This is a genomic window from Sphingomonas rustica, from assembly GCF_039652585.1.
Classification (GTDB): domain Bacteria; phylum Pseudomonadota; class Alphaproteobacteria; order Sphingomonadales; family Sphingomonadaceae; genus Sphingomonas; species Sphingomonas rustica.
The window spans coordinates 81,416-93,123 of sequence record NZ_JBDIZK010000009.1; the positions used below are offsets into that span (position 1 = coordinate 81,416).

Here is an 11,708-nt window from a genome sequence, read left to right on the forward strand (position 1 = left end):
CATGCGACGGTTCGGAGCGCTGATCCTGGTCGCCGCCGTCTGCTTGCTGACGGGCGCGCGCGACGTGCCGCAGCCGCCGTCGGGATCGATCGCGGTCAGCATCTCCTCCTGGGGGCATCCGATTTCGGTCTGGACGATCGACAAGCGCGGTCATGTCGCCCGCCGCACCTCGACGCTGCAGCGCCGAACCGAGGTCCGCGCCACCAGCTTCAAGGTGGGCGCGCGCGGCTATGCCAGGATCCGCGCCCTGCTCGCGCCGGCGCGGCGACACGCCGGCAAGACGCTGAGCTGCACCGATCGCATCACCGACCAGCCCTATGGCAGCGTGATCTGGCACGAGCCGCGCGGTCCGGCCGAGCTTCGCTTCGACTATGGCTGCCGCGACGCCGAGACGCGCGCGATCGTCGAGCGGCTGATGGCGGCTGATGGCCAGATCCGCCAATGGGACGAGCGCAAGTGAGGCCTCTTATACCGTTGCTCGCGCTGGCCTGCACCGGCTGTGGCAGCGGCGGCAGCGTGGTCGTCGGCAACGACACGCCCGTCAACGCCGCGGCGCCTGCCCTGCCCCTCACCGCGCCGGCACCGGCGCCCGCACCCGTCGTCCCGATCAATGCGACCGAAGCCCCCGCCGACCCGGGCCTGAACGAAACCGAGCTTCAGACCTATCCCGAGGCGCGTGGCCTGCCTGCCGATGTCCAGCGCTACCTGATCCGCCATGCGGGTTGCGAGCATTGGGCGGGCGAGGAACCCTATAACGCGCAGCGTCGCGCCGAGATCGAAACCAATGTCGCACAGAGCTGCACCGGACTGGACGCCGCCCGTGCCGACCTGCTGACCCGCCACCGTTCCGAACCGGCATCGCACGAAGCGCTCAGCCGGCTCGACCCCATCGGCATGTAAAGGAAAAATCCTATGATCCGCACCATCGACGACAGCATCTCGGTCGCGCCCCAGATCCAGCCCGAGGAGGTTGCCGACCTGGCGGCGGCGGGGTTCACCGCGATCGTCAACAACCGCCCCGATGGGGAGGAAGCCGGCCAGCCCGAAGGCGCCGAGATCGAGGCGGCGGCCAAGGCCGCGGGGCTCAGCTATGTCGCGATTCCCGTGACCCATGCCGGCTTTTCCGCGCCGCAGGTCGAATCGATGGCCGCGGCGCTCGCCAGCGCGACCGGGCCGGTGCTCGCCTATTGCCGGTCGGGTACCCGTTCGTGCAATCTGTGGGCGCTCGCATCGGCCAGCGTCGGCGGCGATCCCGACACGCTGAGCGCCAAGGCGGCGGGCGCGGGCTACGACCTGAGCGGGATCCGCCCGCTGCTCGACACATTGTCCGCCCGGGGATGAGCCCGCTGGCGATGCTCGCCGGATCGGTCGGGGCGATCTTCATGCTGGCAGGTGCCGCATGGGCGCTCCGACTGGGGGGCGCGCGCATCGCCGATGCCGACGAGGCATCGCGCACCGCCGATGATATCGTCTCCGGATTCGAGGCCGAGCGGGCCGTCGTCGCCAGCGACGGCCAGGCGGCGATCGTCCATGGCCGGGACGGCAGCATCGTGGTGCTGAAGGTCCATGGCGCGCATATCGCGGGACGCAGGCTGGCCCGCCCGGTCGAGGCGGTCCTGGTCCCTGATGGGTTGCGCATCGCCACCGGCGAGCGGCGCTTCGGGACCGTGACGCTGCGCGGCGTCACCGAATTCTGAGTCCGGTTGCGAGTTACTTACATCAGTGTCAAGATGACCGGATGGAGCTGCCCAACCCGGTCAACTTTGCCATCCCGTTCTTCGTGGCGCTGGTGCTGGCGGAGATGCTGGTCGCCTGGGCAAGGGACCGGCGGCGCTATTGCCCGCGCGACACGCTGACCTCGCTGGCGCTGGGCACGGGCAGCACGGTGGCGGGACTGCTCACCGGCTGGATAGTCTATGCGATGGCGGTCTGGCTGCACCAGTTCCGCCTCTTCGACATCGGCTGGGCCTGGTACTGGTTCGCCTTGTGCTTCGTGATCGACGACCTGGCCTATTATGTCTTTCACCGCTCGGCGCACCGCGTCCGCTGGTTCTGGGCCAGCCATGTCATCCACCATTCCAGCCAGCATTATAACCTGTCGACCGCGCTGCGGCAGACCTGGACCGGCTTCATCTCGCTCGGCTTCATCTTCCGCATCCCCCTATTCCTGGTCGGCTTCCCGCCCGAGATGGTCCTGTTCGTCGGGGGACTGAACCTGATCTACCAGTTCTGGATCCATACCGAGGTGATCGGCCGGATGCCGGCCTGGTTCGAGGCGGTGATGAACACGCCGTCGCACCACCGCGTCCACCATGCGACGAACCCGCGCTATCTCGACCGCAACTATGCCGGCGTGTTCATCGTCTGGGACCGGATGTTCGGTACCTTCGTGCCCGAGCGCGACGACGACCGGCCGCGCTACGGCATCGTCAAGGATCTGGGCAGCTTCAACCTGCTGTGGGCCGCCTTCCATGAATGGGTCGGCATCGCGAAGGACGTGTGGCAGGCGCCGGGTCTGCGCGCGAAATGGAACTATATGGTCCAGCCACCGGGCTGGAGCCATGACGGCAGCCGCGACACCAGCGAGACGATCAAGGCGCGCTGGCAAGCGCGGCAGATGCAGCGTGATACGACCGTACAACAAGAAGGTCGGGAAGCGGCGGGGCTTACTCCGGCCGGATAAAGCCTGGCCGCCCGTACGACCTGACGAACATGGAGGGGACTATGGGGCAGCAGGCGCGCGCGGCGGACGAGGCCGATATCGTCGTGATCGGGTGCGGATCAGGCGGCAGCGCCGCCGCCGGGCGGCTGAGCGAAGACGGCAGATACCGGGTGGCCATACTGGAGGCAGGCGGGCGCAACACCAGCTTCAAGACGGTCATGCCGGGCATGATGCCGTTCCAGGCGGAGGGGACCAACTGGCGGTTCGAGACGGTGCCTCAGCCCGGTCTCAACGGCCGGCGCGGCTACCAGCCGCGCGGGCGCGGCATGGGCGGGTCGAGCGCGATCAACGCCATGCTCTATCTGCGCGGCCATGCCCGCGACTATGACGAATGGCGCGACCTGGGCTGCGCCGGCTGGGGCTGGGACGCGGTGCTGCCCGTCTTCAAGCGGTGCGAGCATAATGTCCGCGGCGCCGACGCCTTTCACGGCGATGACGGTCCCTTGTGGGTCAGCGACCAGGATTGGGCCAATCCCGGATCGCACGCCTTTCTCGAGGCGGCCGCCGCGCTGCAGATGCCGCTGAACCCCGACTTCAACGGCGCGACGCAGGACGGGATCGGCATCTATCAGGTGACGCAGCGGCGCGGCGAGCGCTGGACCGCGGCGCGCGCCTATCTGGGCGACGGGCACCCCCGGTCCAACCTGCGGATCGTGACCGACGCCACGGTCGAGCGGGTGATCTTCGAGGACGGCCGCGCGTGTGGCGTCGCCTACCAGGTCGGCGGCGAAACCCGGATCATCCGCGCTACCCGCGCGGTCGTGATGTCGGGCGGGGCGTTCCAGACGCCGCAGATGCTGATGCTGTCGGGTATCGGCCCCGGCGCGGTCCTTCAGGAACAGGGGCTGGCGGTGCGGGTCGATGCCCCGGGCGTCGGCGCCGACCTTCAGGACCATGTCGACTATGTCGCTGCGTTCGAGACGAAGGGCGTTCCGTTTCTCGGCAGCTCGCTGGGCGGCACCTTCCGCTCGCTCGGCGCGATCGCGCGCTGGATGACGACCCGCACGGGACCGATGACCACCCCCTATGCCGAGGCCGGCGGGTTCGTCACGACCGATCCGGCGCTGGAACGCCCCGACGTCCAGCTTCATTTCGTCGTCGCGATCGTCGAGGACCATGGCCGGACCAAGGTGAAGGGCCATGGCTATAGCTGCCACGCCTGCGTCCTGCGGCCGTACAGCCGTGGGACGGTGGGGCTGAACTCGCCCGATCCGCGCGACGCGCCGCGGATCGATCCGGCCTTTCTGTCCGACCAGCGCGATGTCGAGACGATGAAGCGCGGGGTTCGCGAGATGTACCGCATCCTCGACGCCCCGCCGATCACCGGTTTCAAGGGGCGCGACCGCTATCCGATCGACCTGCGCGACGATGACGCCCTGGAGCAGGTGATCCGCGACCGGTCGGATACCGTCTATCATCCGGTCGGCACCGCGCGGATGGGATCGGACGACGGCGCCGTCTGCGATCCGCGGCTTCGGGTGCGCGGGGTCGAGGGTCTCTACATCGCCGACGCTTCGGTCATGCCGCGGCTGGTCGGCGGGAACACCAATGCGCCGAGCATCATGATCGGCGAGCGCTGCGCCGATTTCGTCCGCCAGGATCTGGGCTGACAAAAAAAGGGCCGGTGACGAGGTCACCGGCCCAGTATGTCCGCAGGAGGAACCCGGGGAGGACGCCGCACCCTTTTTTGGAGAGGTGCGGATGCGGCGCCCAAACTTGTCAGCTGTTATAGGCGCGCTCGCCATGCTCACCGAGATCGAGGCCTTCCAGCTCGACTTCGGGGGTCACGCGGCCACCCGTCACTGCCTTGGCGATCAGGATTGCGATGCTCGTGCCGACGGCGGCCCACACGATCGTGACGGCGACGGCCTTGAACTGCACCAGCAGCTTCGCGCCCATCACATAGTCGGCGGCGCCGGGGCCACCGAGCGAGGGCGAATAGACGACCGCGGTGCCGATCGCGCCGACGATACCGCCCACGCCGTGGATGCCGAAGGCGTCGAGCGAGTCGTCATAGCCGAGCTTCGGCTTCACCACGGTCACGAACAGGAAGCAGACGATCGAGGCGACCGCGCCGAGGATGATTGCGCCGAACGGGCCCGAATTGCCCGCCGCCGGAGTGACCGCGACGAGGCCGGCGATGATGCCCGAACAGAAGCCCAGCGCCGATGCCTTGTGCCCGGCAGCCCGCTCGGCGAGCATCCAGAACAGGGCGGCCGAGGCGGTCGCGACGAAGGTGTTGATCATCGCCAGTGCGGCCGAGCCATTGGCCTCGAGCGCCGAGCCGGCGTTGAAGCCGAACCAGCCCACCCACAGCAGGCCGGTGCCGACGAAGGTCAGCGTCAGCGAGTGCGGTGCCATGCGCTCGGTCGGATAGCCGATGCGCTTGCCGATGAAGAAGGCGGCCACCAGTGCAGAGACGCCCGCGTTGATGTGCACGACGGTGCCGCCGGCGAAATCGAGCGCGCCTTCCTTGAAGAAATAGCCGCTCGCCGCCCAGACCATGTGCGCGATCGGGAAATAGACGATCGTCAGCCAGATCAGCGCGAACACCATCACTGCCGAGAACTTGATCCGCTCGACCACCGATCCCAGCACCAGTGCGATGGTGATCGCGGCGAAGGTCATCTGGAAGCTGATGAAGACATATTCCGGGATCTCGTTGCCCGGCGTGAACGTCGCGGCCTGCGACGCGGCGGTCACGCCCTTCAGGAACAGCTTGTCGAAATTGGAGACGACGTTGCTCAGCCCGCTCGAATAGTCGGGGCCGAACGCCATGGTGTAGCCCCACATCACCCAGACGAGCATCGCCAGGCAGGCGACGGCGCCGACCTGGGTCATGACCGACAGCATGTTCTTGGTGCGGGCAAGGCCGCCATAGAACAGCGCCAGGCCGGGCAGGATCATCGCGAGGACCAGGACGGTCGAGGTCATCATCCAGGCGACGTCGCCCTTGTTGACCGTGGCGGCGGGTGCCGCGGCGGCGGCATCCTGGGCCCAGGCGGGCAGCGCCGCGAACAGGGCGAGGCCGGTGCCGGCCGCAATCTTCAGTGCGTGCTTCATGTTGCTCCCCCTTCTCACAGCGCGGTCTCGTCGGTCTCGCCGGTGCGGATCCGCACGGCCTGACCGAGGTCGAGGACGAAGATCTTGCCGTCGCCGATCGCGCCGGTGCTGGCCGCGGCCTGGATGGCCTCGACCGCGCGGTCGACCAGGTCGGCACCGCACGCGATCTCCAGCTTGATCTTGGGCACCATGTTGGTGCTGTACTCGGCGCCGCGGTAGATTTCGGTCTGGCCCTTCTGCCGCCCGAACCCCTTCACCTCGGTCACCGTCATGCCGGTGATGCCCACCCCCGTGAGCGCCTCGCGAACCTCGTCCAGCTTGAACGGTTTGATGATGGCGATGATCAGTTTCATGCCGCCCCCTCTTGCGCGTTGTCCCGGGAAGCTTCTCAGCAAGGGGCGTGCCAGAGTGCGAAACGGCCGGATTCCTGCGAATCCGGGTTATCGAGCGGCAGTCGATGGATGAGAATTTGTGCAGCCGCGAACAGCTGCCTAAAAATCAGGCAGGCTTGGCGAGCACCGCGCGGGCCGACTCCAGGTCCTCGTCATCGACCATCACCCGCACGGGGATGAGGAACGACAGGCTGCCCTCCACCACGCTCGCCCCGGCGTCGAAGGCGAAGGCCATGATGCCCTCGTCCTCCAGCCGGCCGACGATGATATGCGCCTCGGGAAAGTCGAAGCGGCCCAGTTCGACGAGTGCCATCAGCCCGCGGCCACGGTCGGATTGCGGACCGGAAGCCCGTCGATGCTGTGGGTGCGGATCGCATATTTGGCGAAGCGCTCGGCATCGCTGGAGGCGGCATGATAGCGGCGCAGCGTGTCGCGCTCCCGGTCCAGGGTCATGTGCGGCACGCCCCAGCCGCACGAGGCCTGGACCGAATCGACCTCGATCCCGAAGATCTGGCGGGTCCCCGGCAGCAGGGTGAAATTGGCGGCGAGCGCGGGCCAGTCGGCATCCTGCGGCAGGACCGGGCGGCCGCGGCCGTAAAGGCGCAGGATCAGCGCCGGATTGTAGAAGGCGCAGAACATGATCGTGATTCGCCCGTCGGCGACCAGATGGGCGTGGGTCTCGTTGCCCGATCCCGCGACGTCGAGCCAGGCGACGCGGCGATCGTCCAGCACGCGGAAACAATCCATCCCCTTGGAACTGAGATTGATCCGCGCATCCCCCGCGGCGGTGGCGACGAAGAAAACCGGCTGGCGCGCGATGAAGGCGCGGTGATCGTCGTTCAGTGCCTCGAAGAATTTCGCCATGGCTCGCCTTCCTTCGACCCCGGCCTAGACGATGCGCGGCCGGCCGGGAATTCCGATCGGACAGTCGAGCGCCGCCCGGTCCCATTTGCCCAGATCGGCGGCCACGTCATAGGTCGACTGGAGGAACTCGAGCAGCACGGCTTCGGGATCGGCGGCGGTGCGCACCGCCTCATAGTCGAGCAGGAACTCGCCCAGCCCGCCGTCGAAATATCCGGGCGCGGGGATCGCCGCCTCGGCATAGCCCTCGGGCGCGGGATAGGCATAGGCATAGAAGGCGGGCCGCGGAAACGCATCGCTGCCCGGCCAGAAGCCCGCGCTCGCCACCTCATGGCTATAGGCCTCGCGCGTCACGTCGTCGGGCAGGCCGGGGATGCCGCCCGGATGGCGCGGCGCCCGCCGCCCCGAAAAGCGCGTCACCGCCAAGTCGAAGCTTCCCCAGAAGAAATGAACCGGGCTGGACTTGCCGAGGAAGCCGGTGCGGAACACCTTGAAGCCATGGTCGATCCGGGCGAGCGCCGCATGGAATGCCTCGACCGCGGCGCGATCATAGGGCCGAACCGCATGATCATCGGGAAAACGGACCGGATCGGGCATCTCGTTGGGCATGGTCTTGATCGTTACGCTGACGCCCAGGTCGCTCAATGCTTGCATGACCGCGGCGTAGAAATTGGCGATCGTGCCCTCGCCGAGCGTCAGCGTGCGGCTGTCGCCGCTGATGCAGGCGATGCGCAGCTCGTGAGCCTGGAAATCGAAGTCGACCTCGAACGCCCCTGCCCCCGACGGAATCGGCGAACTGCCCAGACCGCGCGGCGTGACATAGAGCGGAACATGCCAGCCATGGTTGAGCCAGGGCGTCAGCGCGATCCGGATCTTGCCGACGATCTGCGTCATCAGCTGGAGGTGAACCGCGGTCTCGCGCCATGCGGGCCAGTCGATGCGGGGCCAGTTGGTCATGGAAATCGCTCCTTGTCAGAGGCGCAGATTGATCGCCGACCCACACCGCTTTAGCTAATCACTATGAGCAAGCGTGACACAGACGGCAACGTCTCCGACTCTTCCCGCGGAACCGCTAGCTCGCTTCAAGCTGATTGCACGGAGCGCGACAGCAGCTGGCAGAAGGCGCATCGCGAAGCGATCGCGGTAAACAATGCCTGGGTCGAGAAGCACGGCCTGCCCCTTGCCAGATACCGTCAGTTCTAACCGCGACCCAGCTTTCGCGCGTCAACCGCGCAGCGCTCCTCAGGCCGCAGTCCCGCCCACCGTCAGTCCATCGATCAGCAAGGTCGGTTGCCCCACGCCGGCCGGGACCGACTGGCCGCCCTTGCCGCACATGCCGATACCCTCGTCGAGGGCGAAGTCGTTGCCGATGCCGGTGACCTTGTTGAGCACGGTCGGCCCGTCGCCGATCAGCGTCGCGCCCTTGATCGGCGCGCCGAGCCTGCCGTTCTCGATCCGGTAGGCCTCGGTGCAGGAAAAGACGAACTTGCCCGACACGATGTCCACCTGGCCGCCGCCGAAGGACTTGGCGAAGATACCCTTCTTCACCCGGCTCAGCAGTTCGGCGGGATCGTCGTTGCCGCCGGTCATGAAGGTGTTGGTCATGCGCGGCATCGGCGCATGCTGGAACGATTCGCGGCGGCCGTTTCCGGTCGGCGCGACGCCCATCAGCCGGGCGTTGAGCCGGTCCTGGATATAGCCCTTGAGGATGCCGTCCTCGATCAGGATATTCTCCTGCGTCGGCGTGCCCTCGTCGTCGATCGACAGCGACCCGCGGCGCTCCCCCATCGACCCGTCGTCGACGACCGTCACGCCCGGCGCGGCAACGCGCTGGCCGACGCGGCCGGAAAAGGCGCTGGTGCCCTTGCGGTTGAAATCGCCTTCCAGCCCGTGGCCGACCGCCTCGTGCAGCAGCACGCCCGGCCAGCCGGGACCGCACAGCACGGTCATCTCGCCCGCCGGGGCATCCTCTGCGTCCAGGTTCACGACCGCCTGGGCCAGCGCCTCGTCGATCGCGCGGTTCCACGTCGCAGGCTCGAACAGCCGGTCGTAGAGCGCACGGCCGCCGGTGCCGAAGGTGCCCGTCTCGCGCCGGCCGTTCGACTCGACGACGATCGAGACGTTCAGGCGCACCAGCGGGCGGACATCGGTGGCGATGAAGCCGTCGGGGCGGACGATCTCGACCACGCTCCACTGGCCGGTCAGGCTGACCGACACCTGCACCACGCGGGGATCGCGGGCACGGGCGGCAGCGTCTATCGTCTGGCACAGGTTCACCTTGTCGGCGAAGGGTACCAGGTCGAGCGGATCGGCATCGGTATAGAGGTGGCGGTTGTTCAGCCGCGGCGGCGGCGCCTTGGCACCCTTGGCCGGATCGATCAGCGCCATCGTCTCCGCCGCGCGGCGGATCGCCTCGGGCGTGATCTCGTTGGCATGGGCGAAGGCTGTGGTCTCGCCCGACACCGCGCGCAGTCCGAAACCGGACTGGGTGTCGTAGCTGGCGGTCTTCAGCCGGCCGTCATCGAAGCCGAACGCCTCGGTCTTGCGATACTGGAGATACAGCTCGCCGTCTTCGGCATTGCCGAGCGCCTCTGCGGTCAGCCGGGCGGCGGTTTCGGGGTCGAGCGTGTCGCGGTAGATGAAACCGCGCGGATCAGTCGGAAGGCTCATACCCTCCGATATAGGCTCACTGCGGGCTGGCGCCAGACGCGATGTCGGGCAGCTGCGACGGATCGACGCCGTCCGCAGGCCCGCCGATCAGGATGAAGCGGCGGTCGCAATAGCCGCAATCGACATAGCCATGCTCGTCGATCTGCAGGAACACGCGCGGATGGCCGAGCGCCGCGCCGCCGGGAATGTCGGTTGCGCCATCGCACGCGACACGGGTGGTGGTGACTCGGGAGACTTCGGGCGGTGCGATCATGGCCTGCGCCTAGCAAAGCCAAAAGCGGCTCGCAATCGTCCGCACGCAGTCCTATGCGCGTCGCATGACGAATGCGGCGATCGGGATCGATGGTCTGTGCAAGACCTATCAGGGCGGCAAGCGGGCGCTGGACGGCGTCAGCTTCGAGGTGCCGCAGGGGTCGGTGTTCGGCCTGCTGGGCCCCAATGGTGCCGGCAAGTCGACGCTGATCAACATCCTGGCCGGGCTGGTCAACAAGACCGACGGCAAGGCGACGATCTGGGGCTTCGATATCGACGACCATCCCCGCAACGCCAAGGCGAGCATCGGCATCGTCAACCAGGAGATCCTGTTCGATCCCTTCTTCAGCCCGCTTGAGACGCTGGAGATCCAGGCGGGACTGTACGGCGTGCCCAAGGGCAAGCGCCGGTCGATGGAGCTGCTGCGCGCGGTCCATCTGGAGGACAAGGCCAATGCCTATGCCCGCACGCTGTCGGGCGGGATGAAGCGCCGCCTGATGGTGGCGAAGGCGATGGTCCATTCGCCGCCGGTACTGGTGCTGGACGAGCCGACCGCGGGCGTCGATGTCGAGCTTCGCCAGCAGCTCTGGGCCTATGTCCGAGAGCTCAACCGCGGCGGCGTCACGGTAGTGCTGACCACGCACTATCTGGAGGAAGCCGAGGAGCTGTGCGACCGGATCGCGATCATCAACCATGGCACGCTGATCGCGAACAAGCCGACCCGCGAGCTGGTCGGCATGGCGCAGGAGAAGGTGGTCGAGGTGACCGTCGACCGCGACATCGTGACCGCGCCCGATGCGGCCTGCTTCCAGAAGATCGAGGTGAAGGCCGAGCGCACGCTCGTCATCACCTATCGCAAGGACCAGGCGAATGCCGGCCAGGTGCTGGCGGCGGTGCAGCAGGACGGGTTCGGAATCGTCGACGTGTCGACCCGCGAGGCCGACCTGGAGGATGTGTTCCTCAACCTCACCCGCGCGGCGAACGCCTGAGGCCCATCAGCACGTCCAGGTACAACTGAGCGACGAGCCGTCGGTGCGAGGCTCCATCGTCATATAGCCGCCGCAGCCCTTTTCCATGTCGTGCCAGGCGCCGGCCGGGATCGACAGGCCCTGCGCCGCCATGACGCGGCGGAGCGCTGCCGGCGACTCCCGGAAGCTGAGCTCCCATCTGACGAACCCGTCGATGTCGGGATAGCCTTTGACGCTGGAGGCCATCTCGCGGATCCGCAAGCCCCGCCACCTCGCATCGTCCGGGAAGCGGATCACGCTCTCGATCTTCCGCATCCCATGGCCTTCCGCTTCGAGCGGATAGATCGTGCGAATCGGCACGAGCGCGAGCGTGCCGACGGTGACGCTCGGCGCGGCGCGCCAGTCCCTCAGCGCTTCGTCATAGAAAAGAACCCGGTCGAAGGCCTGGTGGATCTCGGGCACGAACCGGCATTCGCCGACCTCGGCGAAGCGGATGACGTCGCTGAGATCGATCGCGCTTGTGCGCCGCAGCGGCGCTTCGTGTGCAGACGCGGCCACCTGACTGGCCGAGCCCGAAGCGAAGGCCGACGCGACACCTCGGGTGGAGCCGCGAGCCGTCTCGCCGACGACCAGCCAGCATCCGATCGCGGCGACAAGCGCCACGATCGCGAAAGCGGGCCTTCTCGATCGCATGGGGTCATCCGCAGCGCTTCGGCGTCGATTGGGGGTCGGATCGGTGCGATCGCTCATTCCCTTCCCTCCGTTTATTGCCTAGTCGAT

Annotated in this window: 16 protein-coding genes; 8 read left to right on the forward strand and 8 right to left on the reverse strand. The window is 67.4% G+C overall.

What is annotated here, in order from left to right; genetic code table 11:
- Position 1 precedes the first annotated feature (1 nt).
- The 6 genes from TPR58_RS15245 to TPR58_RS15270 are packed head-to-tail and all read left to right on the forward strand — an operon-like array spanning position 2 to position 4,332.
- Positions 2-460, forward strand: a complete 459-nt coding sequence (locus tag TPR58_RS15245) for a hypothetical protein (RefSeq protein ID WP_346247563.1) — start codon at positions 2-4, stop codon at positions 458-460.
- Positions 457-900 (forward strand): hypothetical protein, encoded by a 444-nt coding sequence (locus TPR58_RS15250; protein ID WP_346247564.1) that lies wholly within the window; start codon positions 457-459, stop codon positions 898-900. Before TPR58_RS15245 ends, TPR58_RS15250 begins: the two co-directional genes overlap by 4 nt.
- A 12-nt stretch (positions 901-912) precedes the next feature.
- Positions 913-1,341 carry a protein tyrosine phosphatase family protein gene (locus TPR58_RS15255; RefSeq protein ID WP_346247565.1) on the forward strand — a complete coding sequence of 143 codons (429 nt, stop codon included), beginning with the start codon at positions 913-915 and terminating at the stop codon, positions 1,339-1,341.
- Positions 1,338-1,697 carry a hypothetical protein gene (locus TPR58_RS15260; protein ID WP_346247566.1) on the forward strand — a complete coding sequence of 120 codons (360 nt, stop codon included), beginning with the start codon at positions 1,338-1,340 and terminating at the stop codon, positions 1,695-1,697. The genes TPR58_RS15255 and TPR58_RS15260 overlap by 4 nt, the downstream gene beginning before the upstream one ends.
- Before the next feature lie 41 nt (positions 1,698-1,738).
- Positions 1,739-2,683, forward strand: a complete 945-nt coding sequence (locus TPR58_RS15265) for a sterol desaturase family protein (RefSeq protein ID WP_346247567.1) — start codon at positions 1,739-1,741, stop codon at positions 2,681-2,683.
- 41 nt (positions 2,684-2,724) lie between these two features.
- A complete protein-coding gene (locus tag TPR58_RS15270) occupies positions 2,725-4,332 on the forward strand; it encodes a GMC family oxidoreductase (protein WP_346247568.1) in 1,608 nt (535 codons plus the stop codon).
- Between the two features lie 109 nt (positions 4,333-4,441).
- Here TPR58_RS15270 and TPR58_RS15275 read toward each other — a convergent pair whose 3' ends face one another.
- The 5 genes from TPR58_RS15275 to TPR58_RS15295 form a co-directional block, all read right to left on the reverse strand.
- On the reverse strand, positions 4,442-5,785 hold the full coding sequence (locus TPR58_RS15275; protein ID WP_346247569.1) for an ammonium transporter: 1,344 nt from the start codon (positions 5,783-5,785) through the stop codon (positions 4,442-4,444).
- A gap of 14 nt (positions 5,786-5,799) precedes the next feature.
- Complete coding sequence (locus TPR58_RS15280; protein WP_346247570.1) at positions 5,800-6,138, reverse strand: P-II family nitrogen regulator; 339 nt, start codon at positions 6,136-6,138, stop codon at positions 5,800-5,802.
- Positions 6,139-6,283: 145 nt separating this feature from the next.
- Positions 6,284-6,490, reverse strand: coding sequence for a putative signal transducing protein (locus TPR58_RS15285; protein ID WP_346247571.1), 207 nt, complete (start codon positions 6,488-6,490; stop codon positions 6,284-6,286).
- Positions 6,490-7,041 carry a pyridoxamine 5'-phosphate oxidase family protein gene (locus TPR58_RS15290; protein ID WP_346247572.1) on the reverse strand — a complete coding sequence of 184 codons (552 nt, stop codon included), beginning with the start codon at positions 7,039-7,041 and terminating at the stop codon, positions 6,490-6,492. Before TPR58_RS15290 ends, TPR58_RS15285 begins: the two co-directional genes overlap by 1 nt.
- Before the next feature lie 24 nt (positions 7,042-7,065).
- Positions 7,066-7,995 carry a DUF5996 family protein gene (locus TPR58_RS15295; RefSeq protein WP_346247573.1) on the reverse strand — a complete coding sequence of 310 codons (930 nt, stop codon included), beginning with the start codon at positions 7,993-7,995 and terminating at the stop codon, positions 7,066-7,068.
- Between the two features lie 63 nt (positions 7,996-8,058).
- On the opposite strand from TPR58_RS15295, the gene TPR58_RS15300 reads away from it, so the two are divergent.
- A complete protein-coding gene (locus TPR58_RS15300; RefSeq protein WP_346247574.1) occupies positions 8,059-8,241 on the forward strand; it encodes a type II toxin-antitoxin system CcdA family antitoxin in 183 nt (60 codons plus the stop codon).
- Positions 8,242-8,280: 39 nt separating this feature from the next.
- Here TPR58_RS15300 and tldD read toward each other — a convergent pair whose 3' ends face one another.
- Together tldD and TPR58_RS15310 are read right to left on the reverse strand one after the other, a co-directional pair.
- Positions 8,281-9,708, reverse strand: coding sequence for a metalloprotease TldD (tldD, locus tag TPR58_RS15305; RefSeq protein WP_346247575.1), 1,428 nt, complete (start codon positions 9,706-9,708; stop codon positions 8,281-8,283).
- 16 nt (positions 9,709-9,724) lie between these two features.
- The gene (locus TPR58_RS15310) at positions 9,725-9,961 is read right to left on the reverse strand and encodes a zinc-finger domain-containing protein (protein ID WP_346247576.1); all 237 of its coding nucleotides are present in this window, start codon (positions 9,959-9,961) and stop codon (positions 9,725-9,727) included.
- 64 nt (positions 9,962-10,025) lie between these two features.
- On the opposite strand from TPR58_RS15310, the gene TPR58_RS15315 reads away from it, so the two are divergent.
- Positions 10,026-10,949: an ABC transporter ATP-binding protein gene (locus TPR58_RS15315; protein ID WP_346247578.1), complete on the forward strand. Its 924-nt coding sequence runs from the start codon at positions 10,026-10,028 to the stop codon at positions 10,947-10,949.
- A 6-nt stretch (positions 10,950-10,955) separates the two neighbouring features.
- Here the strand turns inward: TPR58_RS15315 and TPR58_RS15320 are convergent, their stop codons facing one another.
- On the reverse strand, positions 10,956-11,621 hold the full coding sequence (locus TPR58_RS15320) for a hypothetical protein (RefSeq protein ID WP_346247579.1): 666 nt from the start codon (positions 11,619-11,621) through the stop codon (positions 10,956-10,958).
- Positions 11,622-11,708 lie beyond the last annotated feature (87 nt).